The sequence below is a fragment of the Reinekea sp. G2M2-21 genome (genome assembly GCF_015687175.1).
In the GTDB taxonomy this organism is placed as follows: Bacteria; Pseudomonadota; Gammaproteobacteria; order Pseudomonadales; family Natronospirillaceae; genus Reinekea.
This window is the reverse complement of record NZ_JADPQG010000008.1, coordinates 39,379-64,647: the sequence shown is the minus strand read 5'-3', so window position 1 is coordinate 64,647 and position 25,269 is coordinate 39,379. Positions and strand designations below refer to the sequence as shown.

The 25,269-nt window shown below is 50.2% G+C and carries 23 protein-coding genes; 9 read left to right on the top strand and 14 right to left on the bottom strand.

Annotation, left to right across the window (positions count from 1 at the left end):
- Positions 1 to 20: 20 nt before the first annotated feature.
- Together ptsP and IYN85_RS21735 are read right to left on the bottom strand one after the other, a co-directional pair.
- Positions 21 to 2,306 carry a phosphoenolpyruvate--protein phosphotransferase gene (ptsP, locus tag IYN85_RS21740; protein ID WP_196161066.1) on the bottom strand — a complete coding sequence of 762 codons (2,286 nt, stop codon included), beginning with the start codon at positions 2,304 to 2,306 and terminating at the stop codon, positions 21 to 23.
- Entirely contained in the window at positions 2,299 to 2,790 is a 492-nt protein-coding gene (locus IYN85_RS21735; RefSeq protein WP_196161065.1) for an RNA pyrophosphohydrolase, read from the bottom strand. The genes ptsP and IYN85_RS21735 overlap by 8 nt, the downstream gene beginning before the upstream one ends.
- A 458-nt stretch (positions 2,791 to 3,248) precedes the next feature.
- Between IYN85_RS21735 and IYN85_RS21730 the strand changes: the two genes are divergently transcribed.
- Positions 3,249 to 3,911 carry an HAD family hydrolase gene (locus IYN85_RS21730; protein ID WP_196161064.1) on the top strand — a complete coding sequence of 221 codons (663 nt, stop codon included), beginning with the start codon at positions 3,249 to 3,251 and terminating at the stop codon, positions 3,909 to 3,911.
- Positions 3,908 to 5,068: an imelysin family protein gene (locus tag IYN85_RS21725; protein ID WP_196161063.1), complete on the top strand. Its 1,161-nt coding sequence runs from the start codon at positions 3,908 to 3,910 to the stop codon at positions 5,066 to 5,068. The genes IYN85_RS21730 and IYN85_RS21725 overlap by 4 nt, the downstream gene beginning before the upstream one ends.
- 23 nt (positions 5,069 to 5,091) lie before the next feature.
- Here IYN85_RS21725 and IYN85_RS21720 read toward each other — a convergent pair whose 3' ends face one another.
- Positions 5,092 to 6,288 carry a class I SAM-dependent rRNA methyltransferase gene (locus tag IYN85_RS21720; RefSeq protein WP_196161062.1) on the bottom strand — a complete coding sequence of 399 codons (1,197 nt, stop codon included), beginning with the start codon at positions 6,286 to 6,288 and terminating at the stop codon, positions 5,092 to 5,094.
- Here IYN85_RS21720 and IYN85_RS21715 point away from each other — a divergent pair.
- Positions 6,280 to 7,266, top strand: coding sequence for an HDOD domain-containing protein (locus IYN85_RS21715; RefSeq protein WP_370592236.1), 987 nt, complete (start codon positions 6,280 to 6,282; stop codon positions 7,264 to 7,266). The genes IYN85_RS21720 and IYN85_RS21715 overlap by 9 nt on opposite strands.
- A 2-nt stretch (positions 7,267 to 7,268) precedes the next feature.
- Here the strand turns inward: IYN85_RS21715 and IYN85_RS21710 are convergent, their stop codons facing one another.
- Positions 7,269 to 8,099, bottom strand: coding sequence for a 3'(2'),5'-bisphosphate nucleotidase CysQ (locus IYN85_RS21710; RefSeq protein WP_196161061.1), 831 nt, complete (start codon positions 8,097 to 8,099; stop codon positions 7,269 to 7,271).
- Positions 8,100 to 8,117: 18 nt separating this feature from the next.
- Here IYN85_RS21710 and yrfG point away from each other — a divergent pair, with 18 nt between their 5' ends.
- The 3 genes from yrfG to hslO are packed head-to-tail and all read left to right on the top strand — an operon-like array spanning position 8,118 to position 10,109.
- Positions 8,118 to 8,816 (top strand): GMP/IMP nucleotidase, encoded by a 699-nt coding sequence (gene yrfG, locus IYN85_RS21705; RefSeq protein WP_196161060.1) that lies wholly within the window; start codon positions 8,118 to 8,120, stop codon positions 8,814 to 8,816.
- The gene (gene hslR, locus IYN85_RS21700; protein ID WP_196161059.1) at positions 8,813 to 9,214 is read left to right on the top strand and encodes a ribosome-associated heat shock protein Hsp15; all 402 of its coding nucleotides are present in this window, start codon (positions 8,813 to 8,815) and stop codon (positions 9,212 to 9,214) included. Before yrfG ends, hslR begins: the two co-directional genes overlap by 4 nt.
- Positions 9,215 to 9,230: 16 nt before the next feature.
- Entirely contained in the window at positions 9,231 to 10,109 is an 879-nt protein-coding gene (gene hslO, locus IYN85_RS21695; RefSeq protein WP_196161058.1) for an Hsp33 family molecular chaperone HslO, read from the top strand.
- Positions 10,110 to 10,177: 68 nt separating this feature from the next.
- On the opposite strand, the gene IYN85_RS21690 is transcribed toward hslO, so the two are convergent.
- Entirely contained in the window at positions 10,178 to 10,450 is a 273-nt protein-coding gene (locus tag IYN85_RS21690; protein WP_196161057.1) for an HlyU family transcriptional regulator, read from the bottom strand.
- 510 nt (positions 10,451 to 10,960) lie between these two features.
- Complete coding sequence (hemH, locus tag IYN85_RS21685; protein ID WP_196161056.1) at positions 10,961 to 11,971, bottom strand: ferrochelatase; 1,011 nt, start codon at positions 11,969 to 11,971, stop codon at positions 10,961 to 10,963.
- A gap of 119 nt (positions 11,972 to 12,090) precedes the next feature.
- On the opposite strand from hemH, the gene IYN85_RS21680 reads away from it, so the two are divergent.
- Positions 12,091 to 15,579: a PAS domain-containing hybrid sensor histidine kinase/response regulator gene (locus tag IYN85_RS21680; protein ID WP_196161055.1), complete on the top strand. Its 3,489-nt coding sequence runs from the start codon at positions 12,091 to 12,093 to the stop codon at positions 15,577 to 15,579.
- Between the two features lie 915 nt (positions 15,580 to 16,494).
- A complete protein-coding gene (locus tag IYN85_RS21675; protein ID WP_196161054.1) occupies positions 16,495 to 16,857 on the top strand; it encodes a hypothetical protein in 363 nt (120 codons plus the stop codon).
- 55 nt (positions 16,858 to 16,912) lie between these two features.
- Here the strand turns inward: IYN85_RS21675 and IYN85_RS21670 are convergent, their stop codons facing one another.
- The 7 genes from IYN85_RS21670 to IYN85_RS21640 form a co-directional block, all read right to left on the bottom strand.
- Entirely contained in the window at positions 16,913 to 17,119 is a 207-nt protein-coding gene (locus tag IYN85_RS21670) for a hypothetical protein (RefSeq protein ID WP_196161053.1), read from the bottom strand.
- A 299-nt stretch (positions 17,120 to 17,418) separates the two neighbouring features.
- Positions 17,419 to 18,075, bottom strand: coding sequence for a response regulator transcription factor (locus IYN85_RS26510; RefSeq protein ID WP_196161052.1), 657 nt, complete (start codon positions 18,073 to 18,075; stop codon positions 17,419 to 17,421).
- A gap of 12 nt (positions 18,076 to 18,087) precedes the next feature.
- On the bottom strand, positions 18,088 to 18,576 hold the full coding sequence (locus IYN85_RS21660) for a hypothetical protein (RefSeq protein ID WP_196161051.1): 489 nt from the start codon (positions 18,574 to 18,576) through the stop codon (positions 18,088 to 18,090).
- 227 nt (positions 18,577 to 18,803) lie between these two features.
- Positions 18,804 to 20,042 carry a cystathionine gamma-synthase family protein gene (locus IYN85_RS21655; RefSeq protein ID WP_196161050.1) on the bottom strand — a complete coding sequence of 413 codons (1,239 nt, stop codon included), beginning with the start codon at positions 20,040 to 20,042 and terminating at the stop codon, positions 18,804 to 18,806.
- Positions 20,043 to 20,046: 4 nt separating this feature from the next.
- Positions 20,047 to 20,595 carry a DUF2058 domain-containing protein gene (locus IYN85_RS21650; RefSeq protein ID WP_196161049.1) on the bottom strand — a complete coding sequence of 183 codons (549 nt, stop codon included), beginning with the start codon at positions 20,593 to 20,595 and terminating at the stop codon, positions 20,047 to 20,049.
- Between the two features lie 126 nt (positions 20,596 to 20,721).
- The gene (gene acs / locus IYN85_RS21645) at positions 20,722 to 22,665 is read right to left on the bottom strand and encodes an acetate--CoA ligase (protein ID WP_196161048.1); all 1,944 of its coding nucleotides are present in this window, start codon (positions 22,663 to 22,665) and stop codon (positions 20,722 to 20,724) included.
- Between the two features lie 93 nt (positions 22,666 to 22,758).
- Positions 22,759 to 23,316 carry an NnrU family protein gene (locus IYN85_RS21640; RefSeq protein WP_196161047.1) on the bottom strand — a complete coding sequence of 186 codons (558 nt, stop codon included), beginning with the start codon at positions 23,314 to 23,316 and terminating at the stop codon, positions 22,759 to 22,761.
- A 353-nt stretch (positions 23,317 to 23,669) separates the two neighbouring features.
- Here IYN85_RS21640 and IYN85_RS21635 point away from each other — a divergent pair, with 353 nt between their 5' ends.
- Positions 23,670 to 24,158 (top strand): C40 family peptidase, encoded by a 489-nt coding sequence (locus tag IYN85_RS21635; protein ID WP_230390901.1) that lies wholly within the window; start codon positions 23,670 to 23,672, stop codon positions 24,156 to 24,158.
- A gap of 86 nt (positions 24,159 to 24,244) precedes the next feature.
- On the opposite strand, the gene IYN85_RS21630 is transcribed toward IYN85_RS21635, so the two are convergent.
- Positions 24,245 to 25,252: an amino acid ABC transporter substrate-binding protein gene (locus IYN85_RS21630; RefSeq protein WP_196161046.1), complete on the bottom strand. Its 1,008-nt coding sequence runs from the start codon at positions 25,250 to 25,252 to the stop codon at positions 24,245 to 24,247.
- Positions 25,253 to 25,269 lie beyond the last annotated feature (17 nt).

Genomic DNA, 25,269 nt, shown 5'->3' with positions numbered 1-25,269 from the left:
GCCCAGCGCGGGCCCGTGTATTAGCGACTTGGCAATAAACCGAGGCTGGTCAACGGGACACCGGTTTTTTGCAAGGCGAGTTGCAAGGTTGAACGGATCACTTTCGGGTCATCCAGATTCAACAGCCCGTTCGCCACGGTTTCTGCCCAACCGGAATCGATTTGTCGAAGCACCGCCTTAACCCGCAATAAATTCGCACTGCTCATGGATAGGTTACGATAGCCCAAGCCCAACAGGGTTACGGCTCCCAGCGGATCGCCAGCCAGTTCGCCACAGACGCTGACCGGGACGTTTTTCTCTAAACCGGCCGACACAATAATTTTTAACGCTTTCAAGACTGCCGGGTGCATGCTGTCATAAATATCAGCCACCCGCGGATTATTGCGGTCGACGGCTAACAGATATTGCGTTAAATCGTTACTGCCGACGGACACGAACTCGACCATCGACATAAACTCTTTGACCAGATATACCGCGGAGGGCACTTCGATCATCACGCCAACTTCGGGCACTTCAACCTTAACGCCCTCTTCATTGAGTTCGTATACCGCACGGTGAATCAACGCCAGGGAGTCTTCGACCTCACCAACGCTGGTGACCATCGGTAACATGATACGCAGATTGTTCAGTCCGAAACTGGCACGCAACATGGCCCGAACCTGCACAATGAAAATTTCCGGATGGTCCAGTGTGACGCGCAAACCGCGCCAGCCGAGAAAGGGGTTGTCCTCCACAATCGGGAAGTATTCCAGGCTTTTGTCGCCACCGATATCCAGCGTGCGCATGGTGACCGAGCGAGGGTGAAAGGCTTCCAGTTGATTGCGGTAAATTTTGGCTTGCTCTTCTTCACTGGGAAAGCGACCCAGCATCATGAAGGGAATTTCAGTCCGGAACAGACCAACACCGTCCGCGCCACTGGCTTGGGATCGAATGATATCGGTTTGCAAGCCGGTGTTGATCATCAGATCTATGTGCTCGCCATCGGCGGTCTCACCGGGCAGATCGGCTAAGGCGTCAAGTCCCGATACGCGTACTTTTTCGTCGCGTACTAGGTCTTCAAAATACTCACGTCGTTCATCGGTGAGGTGGTAATAAACGTGCCCTCGATAGCCGTCAACCACCAGCTCATTACCGTCCAATTCCTGCCAGGGGATATCCTGAGCGCCCAAAACGGTGGGGATATTCAGTGCTCGGGCCAGAATCGCCAAGTGGGAGTTGGCGGAGCCTTGAGCACAGACTATACCGCCGATTTTTTCTGGATCGAGAGAGCCAAACACGGTTGCAGAGATATCCTGACCCACCAGAATACAGCCGTCGGGGATTTTACGTTCTGATTTTTCTTCCATTAGATGGGTCAGCAATCGCTGCCCCAGATCACGCATATCAGATGCCCGTTCACGCAAATAGGCATCATCCATATCTTCAAAGTGCTGTACATAGCCCCGCATGGTATCGGCCAGCGCACTCAACGCACTTTCACCAGCGCGGATTTTTTCCTGCACGGTGCCACCTACCGCCTGATCGTCAAGAATACCTGCATAGACGTCAAACAGGGCCAGTTCTTCCGGGCGTAATTCGCCTTTCAAGCGCTCACGGGTATCCGCCAATTCTTTGCGCAAACCAGTAATGGCGGCGGCGAAACGTCGCAGTTCTTCTCCAATGTTTTTGGCTTTGCTATAGCGGACGCTATCGAGACTGATGGTAGGGGTCACCACATAGGCTTGACCAATAGCAACACCACTGGCGCAGGCAACACCGGCAAATCGGATATCGTTCCCTGCCTGACCGCCCATCAAATTCATACCGGAGAGGGTGCCGGTCGCTTCCGCGTGTGCGATGATGCCCGCTAACTGAGCAGACAAGGTCACCAGAAAGGCTTCTTCTTCGTCACGGAAGCGTTCTGCCTTAAAACGCTGAACGGATAAAACGCCCAGCAACTTACGGTTATGGATAATCGGCACAGCCAGCAAGCCGTGAAATTCTTCTTCTCCGACGCTGGGGACGTGATGATAATTAGGGTGCAGATTAGAGTTGGCCAGGTTCAGCGGTTCTTCGCGCTTGCCAACCAGACCAATCATGCCTTCGTTCTTAGTCAAGGTCACTTTGCCGATGGCATCATCCCTCAGGCCGTCGGTTGCCATGAGCACATAACGCTCAACACTGCTATCCCAGAGGAAAACCGTGCAAGCATCCACCTGCATGCCATTGCGAACCATGTTCACCAAGCGTTGCAGGCTCAGTTTCAGATCGCGGGCACTGGTGACCGCTTCAACGACACGACGAAGTAAATTCAGTAAATCAGCCATAGGCTACCTGAGGTCGGGTAATTCTGGGCGCCAGCTCGGTTAACGCCTGACGGTAAACATCGCGCTTGAACGAAACCACTTTGGACAATGGATACCAATAGGACACCCAATCCCAACCATCAAACTCAGGGTCATCGCTAGCGTCAAAACGAATACGACTTTCATCCGATTTCAGGCGCAACAGAAACCATTTCTGCTTTTGTCCCACACAAATCGGTAAGGTGTTATGGCGGATCATACGCTTCGGCAATCGATATTTCAGCCAACCCCGCGTACAGGCCAGTACATCGACATCGTGCGCCTGCAAACCGACTTCTTCCTGCAATTCGCGATACAACGCCTCGACCGGGGTTTCGTGTTGCCGGATGCCGCCTTGCGGGAACTGCCAAGCATCTTGACCAATACGACGGGCCCACAATACCTGTCCATCGGTATTGGTGAGTATTATGCCGACATTAGGCCGGTAACCGTCTGAATCAATCATACTTAATTATTCCATTTGAGCTTCAGTGCGCCAAAAATCTACAACCAGACATCTAGTTAAGGTCGTTTACCGTCGAATATCAAACCACCAGAGTTACAACCCTGTTGACAGAATCTAACCTTATTCGTGGTCACAGTATGCCACAATCCATCCAACACAAACCCTGTCATATTAAACGGCCATGCTGACGGCTCGCCAGGCCTAGTCCTTCGCCCGATTAGGATCATTGCCGGCTCGTACGTTGGCTTGAAAACGCAGGTTACGTCACAAAACGTTTCAACCGCATTGTTCCATAAGCATCCACAAAGCGCCAATGTCAAAAATGGCGACAAACAGCAACACCTTGGCGTTAAGTGGACTCAATAGGTGAATAATTGTCGAAAGAACCCTACTCAGACCTTAGCAAGCTGAGCGATTCAGGCTAGAATCTGGGCTTTAAACGGTTGATGGATTCTATTGTGACTTTGGCTATTTTCGACTTGGATAACACCCTAATTAATGGCGACTCAGACCATGCATGGGGGCAATTTCTGATCAACGAATCGTTGGTTGATCGCGCCGAAATGGAAGCCATTAACGACCAGTTTTTGGGTCAATATCAGGCTGGCACCCTCGACATTGAAGAATACCTGAGCTTTGCCCTCGCGTTTCTGGCTAATAAAAGCCCTGCGGAGCTCGCTCCAATTCACCAGCGGTTTATGCAAACCATGATCGAGCCCATGATGCTGCCCGACGCGGAGCAGCTCATAGAAACGCATCGCCAACAAGGAGACACCCTGCTCATTATTACCGCGACCAATCGGTTCGTTACCGAGCCGATTGCTCAACGATTGGGTATTAATCACCTCATTGCCTGTGAACCAGAACTCAAAAATGGACGTTACACCGGTAAGCCAACTGGCATTCCCAGCTTTCAACATGGTAAGGTCGACCGCTTGGATATGTGGTTAAAAGAGCAGCAACAGTCACTGACCGGTGCTTGGTTCTATTCTGATTCACACAATGATTTACCTCTGCTGGAACAGGTCGATAATCCAGTCGCTGTTAATCCGGATGACCGGTTGCGTAAGCGCGCGCAAGAGCAGGGTTGGACAATTTTAGATTTAAGGAAGAATACGTGAACAAAACCATTGTGGCGTTAAGTGTTCTGGCGGCAAGTATGTTCGGCTGCAGCGAACCGACGCCAACCAGCAACATCGACGATAATATTCCAGCACCTGTGGTTGAACCCGCATCTGTGACGCTGGAACCGACCACTTTGCTGGACTTCAGTGACGCAGCCCAAGCCTTTGCGACAATCGCAGCAGACGACAGCAAGGTCATGCTGAACCACTGTTCCGCCATGCAGTCTGACATTCAGGCGTTCGTCGCTAACCCAACAGACACCACACAATCGGCAGCACAGGAGAGCTTTTTACCCTGTTACCAGAGCTGGAACGGGCTGGCGCTCTTCTTTCAGCAACCATTCGACTTGGCGGATAAAAAGCCGTTCCAGAATCTTATAGACCTCATTGATACGCACCCCTTTTTACCGGGCTACATCGATGGAATTCCTGAATACCCCTATAGCGGCCTGGTTCATGAATTGGATATCGACATCAATGCGGATAACCTGCGAGGCCAACACCGGCTGATGGACGAAGAATCAGCCTCGGTTGGCTTCCCGGTCATCGAATTTTTCTTGTGGAAAATGCCCGTCACTGAACATTGGCAGGCCACGCCGAATACCGATAACGCCACCATAGTTGATAGACGCAAAGCCTATTTAAGCACAGCGACCGATCTCTTAATGGAGCACCTGACGCAAGCCGTACTGCGCTGGCAGACCAACGGTACGTTTGCATCGCTACCGGAACGCGCGCAATTCTCGTTTGTACTGAAAAGCCTGCAACGATTGTCGATGATCGAACTGCTCGCAGGGCAATTTGAAGAAGCGGTGTTTACCGACCCTGGCTGGTATCACACGGCACCATTCACCGGTTTTGGTCGCTCTTTCATCACCATCAAATTGAAATCCATGCAACAGGTTATTGGTGACTCCGAATCGAATGAGTTCAGTGCCTGGTTGGATAAAAACCCTGAGTTGCCCTTTACCGCCAGTGATCTGCACAAAACACTGACTGACGCCCTCACAGCAGTATCGGCTCTGCCGGAAAACTACCCGTTCGACAGCAGTGCCGACGAGCAATGGCAAGCTGCTCGGCAACAGCTCGCCCAACTGACCGTGTATTTCAGCCAATTATCCAAGCACTTTCAGGTGACTATCGTCACCGAATAAGGTCCGGATAATCAGCCTTGGCGCTAAAGTCCAGGGCTGATTTGAGCGAATATGGCCTTGATATAGCGAGTTTCTTTGACGGCCGGCAACACCGGGTGATCCGCACCTTGTCCACCTTCCGCCAGGATCAGCGCATGCCGGTCGAGACTGCGCGCTGAGGCACGAATCATATCGCGCAACCGATCGTTTTCCAGATGCATCGAGCAACTGGCGCTGACGAGCAAACCGCCCGGGTTCACGAGTTTCATGGCCATGTCATTCAGCTTCTGGTAGGCCCGCTCACCGGCTTCAATATCTTTACGCCGGGCAATAAAAGCGGGTGGATCCACGATAACCACATCGAATCGTTGCTTCTCCAAACGCAATTGATCGAGCGTATCAAAGGCATCGCCCAGACGGGTTTGAACTCGATCAGCGCAGCCATTCAAGTCGGCGTTGCGCATAACGCCCTCTAAGGCCAGCTCGGAAACATCCGCACAGGTGACCGATGTCGCGCCATTCATAGCACAGGTAAGGCCCCAACCGCCTAGGTAAGAGAACACATCGAGAACGGTTTTCCCTCTGGCGTATTGTGCAGCGAGCGCCCGGTTCGGCCGATGATCATAAAACCAGCCTGTCTTCTGTCCGGTCATTAAAGGCGCCAAAAATCGTACGCCATTTTCAGTCAATTCAACCTGTTCCGGCACTTGCCCTGCTGCAACCCGGACATAGGTGTCCAAGCCTTCCGCAGTACGCATCTTGCCATCGTTTTTTAACAGGATGCCAGTCGGTTGCACCAATCGCTGCAGGTGATCGAGAATAACCTCGAGCTGACGCTCCATGCCAGCTGTCGAGACTTGCACCGTTAAGATATCGTGAAAACGATCCACCACCAGACCCGACAGGCCATCGCTGTCACCGTATACCCAACGGTAACAGGGGGCATCAAAGCACATATCACGCAGCGCTAAAGCTTGCTTCAAGCGATTCTTTATGAGAGAGCTAGTCAAGTCGCGGTCTTGCTGTCGGGAGATCATGCGGCCGCAGATCAATGCATGAGGGTTGATCATGAAACTGCCCACGCCTTTACCACGAAAATCCACCGCATTCACCACGCTACCCGGAACGAAACCTTTCAGCGGCGACTTCTGGTTATCGACCTCGTTGTTGTATATCCAATGATGACCTGCGCGCAGGCGTTTTTCCGCGCCTTTATTGAGATGGAGCACTGAGTGAGTCAAAGAAAACTTACCTATGAGTTAATTATCAGTTATGCCGAGCATCGAACCCAGCGACTGCTACACTTTTATCCAGTCCATTTAAACGACAATGAACCTACTATGAGCATAGAGCTGGATTCAGAACAGATCGAACAAATTCTACAGGGGATCAGCATCCCGCCACAGCCACAAATTATGGTTGACCTGCAGATGGAACAGTTTCAGCCCACGCCCGATCTAGGTCGCATCGCCGACCTGATCGCGCAAGACGTCGGTTTGGCTGGCACAATGCTGAAAATCGTGAACTCGCCAGCCTATGGCCTGGCCAATAATATCACGTCGGTCACGCAGGCAGTGATGCTGTTGGGTATAAAGTCCGTGGTGAATATTATCAACGGCATCAGCATTCGGGGAGAATTGAGTGACGAAGACATTGTCCGTCTGAACAATTTCTGGGACGCTTCCATGGACATCGCCTCCGTGTCCCTGCATATCGCCAAACAAATCGGTATGCCCGCACCGGAAGACGCCTATTCCCTCGGTCTGTTTCATAACGCGGGGATTGTGTTGATGAACAAACGATTCCCAGACTACATGGACATCATGCAATCGGCCTATTCAGGTGAATTCGAGCGGATTATTGATGCAGAGAATCGTCATTTCAGAACCAATCATGCGGTCATCGGATATTACACAGCGCGCTCCTGGCGGTTACCCAAAATCATCTGTGAAGCCATTAGCGAACACCATAATATTGCCAGCCTGTTTTCCCGTGACTCGGTCAGCGAGGCACCCAAAAAAACCTTATTGGCGGTGTTGAAAATTGCGGAATTCATCTGCGGTAATGCCAAAGTTCTGGGACGGTGCGACGAGGATTTCGAGTGGCATCAGATCAAACGCTATATCTATGAATTTACAGGTTTAGGCGAATATGACATTGAAGCCTTGATCGATGACTTCAAAGAAATGGGCATAGCGTCAGTCATTACCAATCATTAACTTCAGTCGGGATCGATCAACGCAGCCAACAAGTGCGTGTCTCGCACGGCCACGAAATGAGGGTTTAGCATATTCTGTTTACCGTATTCCAAAGGCGCGCCGTTCCATTGCCGGATAGCGCCTCCGGTCACCTGTAAAATAGCCTGTGGCGCGGCCGTATCCCATTCGCAGGTAGGTCCCAGGCGCGGATACAAATCTGCCTGACCTTCCGCCAATCGTGCAAATTTCAGCGCGCTGCCGACAGATTGTGTCGTTACGGAATAACCGGCGCTTTGCAGGCGTTCACGCCACTCACCCTTCCAGCGTGAACGACGGGATCCGAGAGCAACCAGAGCCGACTGACAGTCCGCAACCGGCAAAGCCAGTGGCGATTCCGGGCGACCGGCAAATGCGCCAAAGCCCTCTCCGCCCCACCAGGCATCGCCAGTAGTGGGTTGATACATGAAGCCAAATATCGGCTGATGGTTCGACATCAGGGCGATATTAATGACGAACTCGTCGGTCTTGTGCAGAAACTCACGAGTACCATCCATCGGATCAACCAGCCAGTAGGTTTCCCATTGGGATCGCTCGCGGTAAGTCGGGAGTGCTTCTTCGGATATCACCGGGCACGATATGACGTCCGGTAAACCCCGGACCAGAATATCGGATGACTGCAAATCGGCTGCGGTTACCGGCGTATCGTCTACTTTATTGTTCATCTGCCACAAGGACTCGTCGCGGTAAATCGCCAGAATGGCTTCACCAGCAGTCTCAGCTAACTGGTACAGGGCAGCAACGTGCGCTTGGGTGAGCGTAGATGGTTGCGATATGCTAGTGTTATCTGACTTCATAACCCGCTTAGAATCATAATGACTGAACATGTTGAGCATTCTACCACGTCTGTGGTGACGTCGAGCCAGTGGCAAAACATTTCATGGGTATTACTGGACATGGACGGCACCCTACTGGATCTATGTTTCGACGATCATTTCTGGCAAAGCGCCTTACCGCAGGTTTACGCTGAGTACCATCAGGTTTCCATGGCGGAAGCGGATGCCTTTATTAACCGGATTGCAAACGAAAAATACGGGTCACTAGACTGGTACTGCATCGATTTCTGGAGTCAGCAGGTCGGCTTCGACATTCGCCCCACCAAGCAAACATTGACCCACTTGATTGGCTTTAGAAAAGGCGCGCTGGCATTTCTGAAGTGGCTTAAACATCAGGGCAAACACGTTGTTCTGGCCACTAATGCACACCCGGACAGCATCGCACTAAAAGACGCACAAACGGATTTAAGTGCCTGGGTTGATCACATCCTGCACGCACATGACGCCAATGCACCGAAGGAGTCCGCCAATTATTGGCAATGGTTACACAAAAAAACGCAATTTATCGGTGAGCAAACCTTGTTTATTGACGATAACGACCACATTCTGGACGCCGCACACAACGCGGGGATTGGTTACTGCATTGGCGTCAACACACCCAATTCAGCCGCCGAACCCAAAACATCCCGCTATCCGGCTTTTGATCACTTTCAGGAATTGTACCCGCCTTCAATATGACACAAACAACAGTACCCCAAGTACGATTGGACAAATGGCTTTGGGCCGCCCGTTTTTTTAAAACCCGAGCATTGGCCAAAACCGCAGTAGAAGGCGGCAAGGTGCATTACAACAAAGCGCGGGCCAAACCCAGTCGCACCGTTGAAATGGGCGCCAGTATCCGTCTCCAGCTAGGTTGGGATGAGAAAACCATCATTATCCGGGAGATACACGACAAACGACGGGGTGCTCCTGAAGCACAGCTGATGTATGAAGAAACACCAGAATCCATTGAAAAACGATTGCAGCGGGCAGAACAACGTAAAGGGATGAATCTCTCGGCACAGTCGCCGGATCATCGCCCTAACAAGAAAGAGCGCCGTGACATCATGCGTTTAAAATCCAAACTAACCGATTAACCGAAAGGCTGTTTTCATGTCCAATTCTGACCAGACTTTGCGCTTCCTCTTTGACAACACACCCATCCGGGGCGAACTGACACAGTTAACTCGCGCGTTCAAAGAAGTCTTGAGCAAACACCCCTATCCTATGCCTGTACAAAAATTACTGGGCGAATTCATGGCGGCTGCCGCCATGCTCAGTGACACCATTAAGTTTGAAGGCACGCTATCGCTGCAGGTACGAGGCGCCGGCCAGGTGCGCTCGTTAATGGCAGAATGCCGCAACAATCAAGATTTGCGAGCACTGGCGCAATACAACGACGATTTCGAAGAAGGTGGCGCAATCTTGGGGGAAGGTCAGATGGCCATAACCATCGAGCCAAATCAAGGCAAGCGCTATCAGGGTATCGTGCCGATCAATGACAGCGACATGACACTCTCGACCGTGCTAGAGGATTATTTTCAGAAATCCGAGCAAATCCGCACCCGGATCTGGCTGTTCGCGAACACCAAATCTGCCGCGGGGTTTATGATTCAGGCGATGCCAGAATCGGCCAGCGTCAGTAGCCTTGATATGACCAACCAGGAAGACTGGGAACGCGTTGTTCATCTGGCCAGCACCCTCACTGAAGAGGAAGCACTCACGTTACCGGCGGAAACGTTGCTGCATCGTCTGTTCCACGAAGAAACGGTTCGCCTCTACGATCCTCGACCGTTGCAGTTTAAGTGCACCTGCAGTGAAGAGCGCACAGCCAACGCCATTATCACACTCGGCCGTGAAGAAGCGCTGCACATTGTGCATGAACAAGGTCACATCGATATCGATTGCCAGTTCTGCCATCAACGTTATGCGTTCAATGAGACAGACATTAATACACTGTTTGACAACGCGTCCAATTCTTCACTGAGCTGACACCCGTGGGCGACTAGTCTCACCAACAAGCCCGCGACCGTGCTTGCATTGGCCGAGATGATCGCCTCTTAACCTTCGGTAAACAGAGAATCGCCAAGTTGATCGACCATTAACTTGGCCTTCATCAGACAAAACCCCTTCGCTTCATCCAAATCCCCCACCAGGTCCGCCCGAACGAAAGTATGGCTGCGGGTTTGATCAGCATCATCTTTTTCAATGCGTCCACTAACGCGATATTGACTGCCTTCCGGTATTGGTGTCGCGGCGATGCGAAAGCCGCGATATTCTTCCCATTCCAATTCGGCTGCTTTTGCCGGTTTTTTCTTAAACCATCCAAACATAGTGTTACCTTGCTATTTGTATTGTGACTCCGTCCGCATTATCTGGCGTCAATATCCAACTGAACAGAGATTTTCCGGTTATTTTTGTAACACACTTTTACATTCCTCACGAATGACATGCGGAGTGTTACCTCACCACTCATATGTGTTACCGATAGTCACGTCCGGCCTGGTTCGCGCCCCACTCTTTTGATCGTTATTTGACCACTATGTCGTAACTTATTGATTTTAAAGGGTTTATTACTTTTGGCACGACGAATGCTATTACTACCGCACAACGATTAGAAGACACCCACAAACAAAAACAAAAATAGGGTGGATTAGAAAATATCGGCGCCCATCCAAAAACAAGAAAAAGGGCGCTGTTTTTATTTCCAGACTAACAAAAACAAGAACTTACACTGGAAATACGTCGATCTTAGACATTAAGCTTTTCAAACAAAAACAAGATAAAAAGCGCTGTCTACTCCATTCCCCTTTTTTCCCAGACATACTTGCCTATAGTGCCCCCTACAACCAGCCACTTGCTTCGCGTGTCACAATATCCTGTAACAAGGTCATGCCAAGCGTACTGTCATTCAGGCACGGTAACACATCGCACTGCTCGCCCCCGGCATCCTTAAATACCTCAACCCCTTCCATCGCAATCTCCTCCAACGTTTCCAGGCAATCGGTCGCAAACCCGGGCGTCAGGATCAGCAAATTCTTAACACCTTGCGCGGGCAACTGACCAAGCACATCCACCGTATAGGGCTCCAACCATTTTGCCGGACCAAACCGACTTTGAAAGGTGATTAATACGTCTTCAGGGGACTTACCCAATTTTTCGGCCAGTAATCGACCTGTTTTCTGACATTGACAATAGTAAGGGTCACCTTTGCTGAGCGATTGCTTCGGCAAGCCATGGAAAGACAATAAGATTTTTTCATGCTTGAGCGGGCTGCGCATTTGGAAATCCGCGACCTGAGCCGCCAGTGCTTCAATGTAGGCCGGTTGATCGTACCAAGGGTGTGCGATCCGTAACGTGGGCTGCCAACGCAGTGTCTTGAGGTGGTCAAAAACCGCATCCTGCACAGACGCAGTGGTCGTGGCTGAATACTGAGGGTAAAGGGGTACAATCAGTATCCGGTCACACCCCTGCTGCTGCAACGCGGCCAGACGGCTGGCAATACTCGGATTGCCGTAGCGCATGGCGTAGTCGACAATCAGGTCAGGAAACAACCCTGCCAGTTTTTCTGCCTGGGCACGAGTGTAGTAGCGCAACGGAGATTCATTCACATCCTTTAACCAAATTTTGGCGTAGGCTGCCGCCGACTTTTTGGGTCGGGTATTCAATATGATGCCATTGAGCACAAACCACCAAACCACCCTGGGGATTTCCACGACGCGTGGATCGAATAAAAACTCTTTCAGGTAACGGCGAACACTTTTCGGGCTGAGGTCGTCTGGTGTGCCTAAGTTTACCAATAGCACACCAGTGCGGCCGGATTCAATTGTCGGATGGTCAGAGGGACGGGTCATAGTAATTGCAACTAATATGAAAAGAATGTAAGTGTAACCAGTACGTTAACAAATAAGAACCGGCTCACCTTACCTTTGCTTGCACACCGAGGTCCGGACCCAACCGAGTTATCGACAACATGAACCCATGGATACTGTTTGCCTTTGCGGTACTGTATTTTATTTTGCTGTTTTGCATCGCCCTTTACGGCGATTCCCGACGCGGTAAAAACAAGACACGAGCACACAGCCACCTGATCTACGCACTATCGCTGGCAGTTTACTGCACCAGCTGGACCTTCTATGGTGCAGTGGGAACGGCCGCCAATGGAGGCTGGGACTTCCTGCCCATCTACCTCGGCCCGTTGCTGGTCTTTGTGTTCGGCCACTCAGTCATCCACAAGATGATTCGCGTTGGCAAACGGCAAAACACAACATCTATTGCCGATTTCATGGCCTCACGCTACAGCAAAAAAAGGGGAATTGCGTTGCTGGTCACACTGATCTGCACCACCGCCGGCATCCCCTATATCGCGTTACAGCTGAAAGCGGTCACCAACTCCATCACCATTCTTTCCACCGAAGCGGCCAACCTGCCTTTTCCAATATCCAACACGGCCTTAATCGTGGCGGTTTCCATGATCGGTTTTGCCATATTGTTCGGCACCCGGCAGGTGGACGTGTCGAAACATCACCATGGGATGATGCTCACCATTGCGTTTGAATCGATCGTTAAATTAACGGCGCTTATCGTGTTGGCGCTCTATGTAATTTTCGTTTTTTACAGTGGTCCGAGCGAGTTCGCCAGCGAACTGGTGGCGACCGAAGCTTTTCGATGGAATGGCCTGAGCTTAAGCTTTATTACGCAATTGTTGCTGGCGGCCTCTGCGATAATGGTTTTACCGCGCCAGTTCCACGTCATGATCGTTGAAAACACACACCTTGAACACTTGAAAACCGCCCGCTGGGTATTTCCACTTTATCTCGCGTTGATCAGTCTCGTGGTGTTACCCATCACCTCAGCGGGGCTGCGACTCTTTTATGGCAGTGGCATCGATGCCGATACCTTTGTTTTGATGTTGCCGCAAGCCAGCGGTCAATTGTGGCTAACGGTCCTGGTCTTTATCGGTGGGTTTTCCGCGTCAATGGCGATGATCGTGATTACCACGTTGACCCTTTCTACCATGCTCAGTAACGATGCGGTTTTGCCGTTTCTGATTAACAAGCGGTTGTCCACTGACACCCATGAGGTCGGCCCCTGGCTGATCTTCATGCGCAGAATCATCATTAGCGCGGTCATACTGGTGGCCTGGGCCTACAACTTACGCTTTGGTGAAACCGAAGCATTGTCGGCAATCGGCTTGCTGGCATTTTCACTCGTCGTGCAATTGCTGCCCGCGCTGCTCGGTGGTCTCTACTGGCGTAAAGCGCATGTTCAGGGCGCTTATGCGGGTATGATTCTGGGTAGCCTGATGTGGACATGGACTTTACTGGTGCCCATGCTGGAACAAGCTGGGTTCGTTTCAGAAAGGTTACTCATTGAGGGACCGTTTTCCGTGCATTGGCTTCGCCCACAGGCGCTGTTTGGTTTCGCGTTTAACGATCCTCTGTCGCATGGGGTGTTCTTTAGCCTGCTGTTTAACATTACCGCTTTTATCTACTTCTCCCGTCAGGCAAACACGACACTGGCAGATCGCTTACAGGCCTCTGCCTATGTGCAACTGGATGAGCACCTGAATCGGGGCAACCTCAGTAATAAGGACCCACAGGTCAAGGCAGGCGAGCTGGTAAGCATGCTTGAGCGTTTTGCTGGCATCAACCAGACCCAACGCTGGTTAGAAGATTTCGAACGGGTTCATCACATTCGTCTGCTGCCAAATGACGTGCCGTCGGCGGATTTTATCCGATACATTGAGCGCACTTTATCTGGCGTCATTGGGGCCAGTTCAGCGCGAGCCATGATGCATTCGGCACTGGCGGGTCGTGAGTTACATCTGGAAGATGTGGTCACATTTTTTGACGAAGCCACGCAGGCGATTCAATTCAACCAGAAGGTGCTGTCATCCACACTGGAAAACCTCGATCACGGCGTGTCGGTAATCGACCGGGATTTACGACTGGTCGCCTGGAACCGCAAATATCTGGAAATGTATCAATACCCCAAAGACCTGATCCGCGTGGGCACCCCCATCGAAGACTTGGTTCGCTATAACGCGGAACGCGGCGAATGCGGGCCGGGCACAGTCGATGAACATGTGCAGAAGCGACTTAACCACCTGCGATCCGGTACCGCACATCGGTTTATTCGTATGCGCAATAATGGACGTGTAACCGAGATCCGGGGCAACCCCCTGCCCGGTGGCGGGTTTGTCACCACGTTCAACGACATCACGGAGTTTGTCAAAGCGCAAGACGAATTGCAGGAAGCCAAAAACAATCTGGAAAAGCGAGTAGAAGAACGCACAGAAGAAGTTCGCCAGGTAAATGAAGATCTGCGTGCAGAAATCGCTGAACGTGAACGTGCTGAGGCCATGATCATGGAGGCGAAAACGGAAGCCGAACTGGCCAATGAAAGTAAAACCCGGTTTCTGGCCTTGGCCAGTCATGACATTCTGCAGCCCCTTAACGCAGCGCGACTTTATAACACCGCCTTGCTTGATCAATGGCCTGACGAACCAATTCTACCAAAGCTGGAAAGCTCGCTACGAACCTCGGAAGAGTTGATATCGACCTTGCTCGAAATTGCCAAGCTGGACGGCAATCCGCAAACGCCGGTTATAGAGCCGGTCGATCTCTACCCGATTTTCACCTCCATCAACGATGAATTCAGTGCCCTGGCTCAGGAGAAGAACCTGCGTTTGATTGTCCGGCCAACCAAGCTCTGGTTAGCCAGCGAAGGCAGACAATTACGACGCATCGTTCAGAACCTGGTTTCCAATGCCATCAAATACACTCGCCAAGGCGGCATTCTGCTAGCAGCCCGCAAACGCGGAGACCAGGTCGTCATTCAAGTGTGGGATACGGGATTGGGCATAAATGAAGCCGATTTTGAACGGATTTTTCATGACTTCAACCGCCTGGATCAGCATCGGCAAGAAGCTCAGGGGGTTGGCCTAGGCCTCAGTGTCGTGTCCCGCATCAGCCAGCATCTGGGGCATCAAATCAAGGTTCAGTCAGAACTGAATCGAGGATCATGCTTTAGCTTAACCGCCGACCGAGCACAAGCTGCGCCCAGCAAACCCACTACAAGTCACAAGCCTTCGCGGGCGAACAGCCTGTCACTGACAGTATTGGTCATCGATAATGACCCACAAAACACCGATGCGTTAAAAACCGTCCTGAACAACTGGGGATGCGACGTCTGGACTGCCAGCACGGCGGCAGAAGCCATGGTAACCCTTCAGCCCGATTTGCTAATCATTGATTATCATCTTGGTGAACAGCTTACCGGCTTCAGCCTCTGGCACCAACTGACCGATCACTGGGCTGCACAAGTGCCGACAATTCTCGTCACCGCTCATACCGAAGCAGATATCAAACAGCAGGCAGCCAACATGGGGATGGCCTATTTGGCCAAACCGGTCAAGCCGGTAGCGCTGCGGTCATTGATCAAAACACTGCTGCCTTAGCCTCAAAAAGCCAGCATACAAAGGGCAATACCGAATTGCACCTACTTAAACTTGATCAATGGAATATGCATCAATGTGTGACTTGGTTTCGCTGAGTTTTTTAACTTCAAGTACTAAATCTGTTTCGAAGACTATGGTTCCGTTTTAAACCAAAAGATTTCTTGGAGGATTTTTCTTTCCAAGGGGAGATCCCCTTGCACCCCCCTTTTTTCGCCCGCTTTGGTGTTCTGCCATGCCAGACACTTTCTTCGAACGGTCGCTTGAGCGTGCGTCCCTGCACGCGCGGCGCTTCCATGGGCATCCATGCCCTTGAATCCGTTGCGATAAGTCCGCCATGTCATCCAAAGCAGATGCGACGAAACCGTTATTTACGCCAGTCCTTGGTACATAGAATTTAAAAGTTGGTTTTATCTATCGAGAAAGTAACTCTTGCTGCGGTTTTCTCCGCCTTTCAAACGACCACGCGAAGCAATTCTCGTCTCACAGGTTGTTCAAGCGGGAAGCTTGCGCAAGAGAGTCGTTTATGGCGGCGGCTGGGATTGTTAAGGGCCGAGCCCGAATCGTCGGACCGGTTCGGCCCTTGACGGCGAAAAACTCCCAACGAAACCAGGTCACTGCATGATGCAAACGTTTCAGATACAACCTAGATAAGCTCAAGCAAGCGCCATTCCGGGCAGTACCCGTTAACGCGCCCATAAAATGGACAATACCTCCGATAAGCGCAGACAGATTGCAACGTTTCGTCTGAAAGTCAACGGCACGGACACCAGGGATATCAAAATAAAACTGACGATTGAGTCTAAAGAATAAAGAAAATCACTCTCAATTAGAGATAGCTATGCCGAATGAGAAACAGTCGACTGTTTTATTAGTTGATTGTGGATAAAGTCAGAGGTTCGGGGAGAGGATACGACCATGTACAAACAAAAATTGACCGACGTTCCAGAACATATTCTGGCACAACCTGCCAATATTAAGAGTGGTCTCCAATGGCAATCTGATTACAACATTGCCGCTTGGTTCCGCTTCAAGCAGCTGTCACACGATATGGTTAAACTGCATTTGCACTGGAGTGACAACACTGGTGAGCATTCTGTGTGTATCGATCAAACCGTTATCAATTCAGCGTCGCTATTGCTGTCAGGCATCGCGCGGGTCAAAGTCACTGGACCTATCCAGAAAATGAGTGTCGCTGTTGAAACCAGCAACCTGAGTTACACCGTTGACGAGCTGTTTGTGCAACCAGCCAGACATTTGCAAGACATCAAACAAGCCTGAAGTCGTAACACCACCCGAATCTGCCCTGCCCTGCCGACTGATTCAAACAGCCCTTTTATGCCTTACTGTATACTGGCATATCGACGATATCGGTCAAGATAGGCGGCAGCATATCATCATCTACCACGGATACATCGACCATGTCTGCCAAGCTCTGCGGCAGGTCATCAAACGCCAACCCGGTAGAACGCTTCAGATGCTCCAATGCCATTTCTGGTTTGACATCATATAAACGAATGACATTGTCTTTTACAGCTGTCATGTGTGACTCCGTTCGGAACGACTCGTGTTACCAAGATTTTGCTAAATCCGTGCCAATTTGGGATGAATATGAATCACCCCGCACTAATCATCTCAGTTTCTCAAATTTCCCTGATTTTTAGCACCCTATTGACGAAATTTAAACCAAATTAATGACCAATGGCGCATTAGGCTTCAATGCGCAAACACGTCAAACTGTTATTTGGATCACATTGAGGACGCCAATTAGGACCGGATGTGACAATTAAGGGCACCATTCCCATGGTAGGCGCTGACGTGACCAAAAGAGGCCACTCCTGTTTATACCGTCAATGGCGGCTCGACATGAAGTTTGTTCGCAAGAATAACCGCTTGGGTACGGTTGAGTACATTTAACTTTCGGAATATGGCTGTAACATGGGCTTTCACGGTGGCTTCCGAGATATCCAGATCGTAGGCTATCTGTTTATTCAAACGCCCATCTTGCAGGTGTCGTAACACCCGCAGTTGCTGATCCGTAAGTTCATTGATGCGACGCGCAATGTCCTGCAATTCGGAATCCGTCTCTAAGTCGCCTTCTGGCCAAAATTCACCGCCTTCCAAGACGTTTTTCACGGCCTGCATAATCGAATCTGCCGCCAACGACTTGGATATAAAGCCAGCGCCTCCACAGGCTTTCGCTTTCGCGATGACGGATTGATCATCGTTGCCGGAAATCACCAGTACCGCAATACTCGGGTAAAGCTTACGCAGCTCAAGTAAACCCAGAAAACCGTCATTACCAGGAAGGTGGAGATCAAGCAGCACCAGATCAACACCTTCGTCATCTTTCAACAGGGTCATGGCTTCTTCGAGTGAGGCTGCAAATTTAACCTGGCCGGGTTCCACCAAGGATAATTGTTCTGGCTTCTGCGTCAGCGAAAGCTTCAGGGCATCCCGAAATAGAGGGTGATCATCGACAATTAAAACTCGATCCACCGGAGTACTCCTTTAATTAACCAGCTCACCGTAAAGGTAACCGGAACAACTGGACAGTTCGAATAACATACGGCTATAAGACACGGTCAATTTAGGGATCAGCTTGCCTAATTCAGCCATCGCGCTCTGATCTTTCAGGTCTACCCAGAGCTTAAGCTGAGTTTGCGACCGCGTCAGCGTTTCGGCGATTCCAGCGTAAAGGGCTTTTAAATCCGTCATGGCCTGATAGTCGCTGGCTTGTGGAATATCACCACTGCTGCAAGCGACAGCACGAATAGACAGCTTCGAGGCTAAGTCCACATACTGATTGAACTGATTTACGTAGAAGGCTTTAAATTCGGGGCTTTCGATGCTGCCACTACCACCCCATTCTTCAAAGGCTATGGTTGGCACTTCCAAAGAAATCTCGTTGAAGGCGTCAAGCAGGTCACCCGACTCTGTCGCAAAAGCAACAGAACTCAGCATGAGCAACGTTGCCATACTCTTTCGTAGAATACCCATTGGTAACACCATTTTTTGTATTTATTTTGGCTGATTGTCACCCTTTTTAGGGGTCCTGTCACTACATTGACAGGTTTTATTAAACCGTGCGTCAGCCTGAGTGATACAGTTTGAGTGTCGTTTGGCAGCAACCTTGCAAACCGATTAAACAGGCTTCAACCCATTATTATAGTCAATTCTGATGCTGAGCCAGACGATATCGTCCGGCGGCATGCATGACGATCGGATCAGAGCTTATCCAAGCCCGCTTGAAACGCGGCGATTAGATCGTCGCAGTCTTCGATACCAACAGATACCCGTATCATCTGGTCACCGATGCCAAACTGCTGCCGGTTCTGCGGCCCCATTTCATAGAAAATGGTACTGGCCATCGGCAACGCCAAAGTCCGGTTATCACCTAAGTGCGTGGCATTAATCACCAGATCAATGTTATTCAGTAAGGTGGCGCTGTCGTATTTCGGCTGCAGATCGAAACTTAAAATAGCGCCAAAGTGCTTGAACCATTGTTTGGCCTGGTCATGCTGAGGGTGCTCCGCCAATCCTGGATAATAGACCTTAGCTACCTTGTCATGAGTGTTTAGTAGATTCGCCAGCGCGAGTGCATTGCTGCAGGCCCGATCCATGCGTAACGCCATGGTTTCAGCGCCGACAGCAATTTGGTAGGCGCCGTCAGAGCTGAGGGTTCCGCCCATATCGCGCAGGGCTTTTTTCTTCACCTGCGTCAGGGCCCACTTTTTCGTATCTCCTTTGCGATAAGACGTAAAGATATTGGGATATTCCTGCCAGTCATAGAAACCCGTGTCAGTTATAGCGCCACCCAATACCGTGCCGTGCCCACTGAAATATTTGGACAGGCTGTTCATCACCAAACCGGCTTTGACCGTCTTGGGGTTAAACAGATAGGGCGATGTGATGGTATTGTCGACAAAAAACACCAACCCCTGCGCCTCACACCAGTCACCGATCGCAGCCAAGTCCGCGATCTGTGTACCCGGATTGGCGATGGTTTCCGCAAACACCATCAAGGTGTTATCCCGTTTGGCCTGCTTAACCTGTTCTGCATCGGTGGTATCCACAAAGGACACCTCAATGCCGAAGTTCTCCAGCGTCGTTAACAAACTGTGGGTGTTACCAAACAAATATTTACTCGCAATCAGGTGATCGCCCTGTTTCAACAACGCAAAAAATGCAGCACTGAGGGCTGCCATTCCGGTCGCAAAAACAATGGTACCCACCGCTTGTTCGGCTTGGGTGATCATGGATTGCAATGAGTCAATGGTGGGTGTCGACTGACGTGCATAGGCATGCCCTACAGCATTGCCCTGGAAAACATCAATCAACCCCTCTGTCGTTTCATAGCCGTAAGGGACACTGTTGTAGATGGGTGCGTGAACCGGACCGTCAGTAAAACCCTGACGACGGTCATGATGAACAATTCGGCTGGTAAATCCTTTAACTTCGGTCATTTTGTTACCACATTAAATCATCAGGGATAACGAACTCCGCATACGGATCATCTTCCGCGGGCGTTTCGTCTTGCTTGTCAGACACCATCAACACACTGGCGGCACTGCGCTCGGAAATTTTCTCGGCCACCTGCTGAGTGACGACATAATAGCGACCATCGGCGGTTGCGATGGCGAGCTTGCCGTTGGCAAGGTCGTCTTGAATTTTTTCAGTGACATAGATCGTTTTGATTTTATTGTCGTTGCGATCAGCGAAATTAAACTTAACATCGCCTTCGTCAATTTTAATGTGGGTCCGCTCAATGATTTGACGTACCTGCGCCAGTAAGGCTTTTTCATCTGCCTTACGCTGTTTTTCTAGGTTCAGTAATCGATCCCGTTCTGCCTTTTCTTTACGCGCTTGCTCGACCGACGCTTTGGTCTCATCGACCACCTCAACCTTATGCTTGCGATTCTGTTTTTCCTGCTTACGCTTTTCGGCCTTGTCTTTCTGGATTTGTTTTTTATCAGCCAGACCTAAACCCATGAGCTGATCAGCGATTGATTTTGCCATTAGAATACCCTTAAACCGAGAGGCAACATTGAAGCACATTTGCGGCATTGGTTAAATGCACGGAGGTCAGAGAGCTATAAAAAAGCCGGTCACTTGACCGGCCTTTTCAGCAAACAACAACAGACGCTACTGATTCATTCGCTCTTCGATCAAGACATCTACAACAGACGGATCTGCGAGAGTCGAGGTATCACCCAGACTGTCATACTCGTTCGCGGCAATTTTGCGCAGAATACGGCGCATGATTTTACCAGAGCGAGTCTTCGGTAAACCGTCTGCCCACTGAATTAAGTCCGGTGTGGCAATTGGGCCAATTTCTTTGCGCAACCAAGCTTTCAATTCGGCCGTCAGTTCTTCACTGGGGTAAACACCCGCCATCGGGCTGACATAGACATAGATACCCTGCCCTTTAATATCGTGAGGGTAACCGACCACGGCGGCTTCAGATACCGCCGGGTGCGCAACCAGCGCGCTCTCGATCTCTGCGGTACCCAAACGGTGCCCTGAGACGTTTAGAACGTCGTCTACACGCCCGGTAATCCAGTAATAACCGTCTTCATCACGACGTGCTCCGTCGCCTGTGAAGTAAGTGCCCGGGTAGGTGCTGAAATACGTTTGGATGAACCGCTCGTGGTCTCCGAAAACAGAACGCATCTGACCTGGCCAGCTGTCGAGCAACACGAGATTACCCTCGACCGCCCCTTCCAGTTCACGACCGGAGTTATCAACCAGCGCTGGCTGGATACCAAAGAACGGACGAGTAGCGGAGCCGGGTTTCATCGCCGTCGCGCCAGGCAGTGGCGTGATCAGAATGCCACCGGTTTCCGTTTGCCACCAGGTATCCACAATTGGGCAAGTCTCTTTGCCAAATGCCTTGTGATACCACTCCCAAGCTTCCGGATTGATCGGCTCACCAACAGACCCTAACAGTCGCAGGGACGACAGATCCGCTCCTTCGGTGGCTTTTTCGCCGGTTGCCATCAACGAACGAATCGCAGTAGGCGCGGTATATAGTACATTAACCTTGTGCTTGTCGATCACTTCAGCAAATCGACTGGGGCTCGGGTAGGTCGGCACACCTTCAAACATCAGGGTAATGGCTCCGTTTGCCAACGGACCATAGACGATGTAGCTGTGACCGGTCACCCAGCCGACATCGGCCGTGCACCAGTAAACATCGCCATCCTGATAATCAAAGACGTACTCATGTGTCATGGATGCGTACACCAGATACCCGCCTGTGGTATGCAAAACGCCTTTCGGCTTACCGGTAGAACCAGAGGTATAGAGAATGAACAGCGGATCTTCCGCTTCCATAGGTTCACAAGGGCATTCGGATTCAACTAAATCGAACTTGTCGTGATACCAGACATCGCGACCATCGTGCCAGTCAATCTTGCCGCCGGTACGTCGAACCACCAATACATGGTCAACACAGGACGCCCCCTGATGCTCCAGCGCTTTATCGACATTGGTTTTTAACGGAATGGCCTTAGCACCTCGCACACCTTCGTCAGCGGTAATAATCAGATTTGATTGGCAGTCTTCAATTCGCCCCGCCAACGCTTCCGGTGAGAACCCACCGAAAACCACCGAGTGAATGGCCCCAATACGAGCACAGGCCAACATGGCGTATGCAGCTTCAGGAATCATCGGCATATATATGGTAATGCGATCCCCTTTTTTACCGCCGAGCGATTTAATGACGTTCGCCATTCGGCTGACATTAGCGTGTAATTCCCGGTAGGTGATGCGTGCATCTTCAGACGGATCATCGCCTTCAAAAATGATGGCTGTTTGATCCGCCCGAGTATCAAGGTGTCGGTCAATACAGTTATAAGCGACATTTAACTCGCCATCGGCATACCAACGAATTCGATGATTGGTTTTATCGAAGCTGACATCCTTGACTTGCGTATAGGGCTTCGACCAGTTCAACCGTAACCCTTGCTCTCGCCAGAATCCCTCGTTGTCATCAACAGAGTGCTGATACATTTCCAGATATTGTTCGTTATTAACTTTTGCGCGTTTTTCCGCAGATTCCGGTACCGGATAAACTTGTGTACTCATAGTGCCACCTGTTGTTTTTGTTTTCTTATATTTTGATTTCAAAGCGTTAAAGAACAATGCGACCTTAGTCCATACGACTGAAGTCGACAAAAATCACCACGACCAAAGCGGCACACCGAACAGCACTCCATGCAAAAACAAAATACCCAGAAAGACGGTTGTCCCGGCTGCGATGACAATAAGATCATATTTCAAAGGCATCACAGCGTGTTGTTTCTGTGCGCCTCGGAAATTTTGACTGACCATAGCAAACAGGCTGTACAGTAAAAAAGAACCGAACAACAAGATGGACGCAAGATCTCCATTCACGGATAAATGTACGACAGCCCATAGCACGATAGCCCATAACATCGGGTGCCTTGTGAAGCGTTTGATGTTGCCTTTCATGTGCGCCGCTGGCAGTAAAATAAAGCTCAGCCACATCAATGGTAAGGCAAAAGAGCGCATTTGAACAACACCATTCCACACCAGTTCAAATGGAGCGTTTGCTTTGCCGACAATGATCAGCAAGAGCCCTACCAATGACGCCAACGCATAACCAGCTTTATAAAATGTCGCAGAAGTTCTATCTACGAATACCTTTTTCAAGGGTGTTGCCGAAACCAAATGCATGCCAAAAAAAGCCACTAACCCGATTATCAGAATCGTCATACGTTCTCCTTTTAATTTGTTATGTCTACCAGTTTTTTTACTACTTTGCCGCGAAATTTTCGGTCGTGCGACAAAAGCTGTAAATCACACTTCGCTGCTAAACTAACACAGTTCATAATTAGGCACCCCTGAATATAAAAAAGCCCCATCAAAAATCTGACCATACGACAGACAACGAAAGGCATGCTGCGTCAATTGCCTGGCAGCACACGATGTGCATTAGGCAGTCCGTCACACAATTCAATGTTCATTCGCAGACATGGTGAATATTCATGCCAAATTCAGCAGTCTTTGCTATAACATCTTAGATTATTAAATAATGTCGCTACGAAACCCAAAAACAGAGTCCGTACATGAAGACAATGACCATGGTAATGCTGTTGGTATTCATGACCAGCTGTTCAAATTTTCAGAGCGTCGATAGCATGACCAACGACGACACTCCGGTTCGAACTGCGCAGAATACCAACGCCCCTGCACTTAATCGCCTGGAAAAAGTTTACGCGAACTATAAAGGTTCGCCGTATCGCTATGGTGGTACGGATCGTTCAGGATTTGACTGCACAGGATTTATCGGCGTAGCGTTCTCGGACGCCTTCAATATGAGTACACCACGAACCACCGAAAAAATTTCCATTTCGGGCAAGCCGGTGCGACGAGACCAGCTTCAGGCAGGCGATATTCTGATTTTTAAAACCAGTGTGAAGCAATTACATGCGGGCATATATACTAGCGACGGGCAATTCATCCACGCGTCCACATCGCAAGGCGTCATCAAATCAAACCTAAACAACCCGTACTGGCATCAACGTTACGTTAAAGCGCGTCGTTTACTGAATTGAACAGGTACTAATACGTTCTTTCCGTTTTCATCATGGACAAAAAAGGGAGCAATCGCTCCCTTCTTACTGTTGTTCTTTATCACGCTTTAAATCAACGGTGGCGCAAACATAATCCCACCATTATTCCACAATGAATTTAAACCACGTTCAATTTGCAATTCAGAATCTTTCCCGACATTTCGATCAAAGACTTCCTGGTAGTTACCAACCTGCTTGATGATTTCATACCCCCAGTCCGATGGCAAACCCATTGCCCTGCCAGTATCTGCATTTACACCCAACAACCGTTGCACCACGGGTTTGTTGGATTTTCGCATTTCATCGACATTCTGACTGCTCACCCCCAACTCCTCTGCATTGACCAACGCGAACAGACACCATTTCACAATGTTATACCACTGCATATCATCTTGCCGAACGGCTGGACCAAGTGGTTCTTTAGAAATCACACTGGGTAATATCACGGCATCTTTTGGTGATTCTAGCTTTGTCCGTTGCGCATACAATTGAGACAAATCCGACGTTACTGCATTACAGCGGCCTGCCTTAAAACCATTGATAGCGCGATCTGATGACGCAAACGTCACCGGTTGGTAGCGCAATTCATGTTCACGAAAATAGTCCGCCAGGTTTTGCTCCGTCGTTGTACCTTGCTGGACGCAGATCGCAGCACCGTCAAGATCGTTCGGCGAGAGAATGCCAGAGTCTTTACGCACCATAAAACCCTGACCGTCATAAAAGGATACACCGGTAAATATGATATCCAGCGTGGTATCCCGGCTGTGCGTCCAGGTTGTAATACGGGACAGAATATCAATTTCACCGGACTGCAGTGCGTTGAATCGATCTTTAGGTGTCAGAGGTATATAACGGACTTTCTCTGAATTGCCGAGCACGGCCGCCGCCACCGCTCGACACACATCTACGTCCAGCCCACTCCAGTTGCCCTGTCTGTCAGGATTGGAAAATCCGGGAATGCCCGTTGAAACACCGCAAGCAATAAAACCTTTCTTACGTACGTCACTCAGTGTCGAGGCTTGTGCGTAAGACAACAGCGTGCAAACCAAAATGACGACAAAACTCTTTACCTTCATATCACCCTCTTCACCAT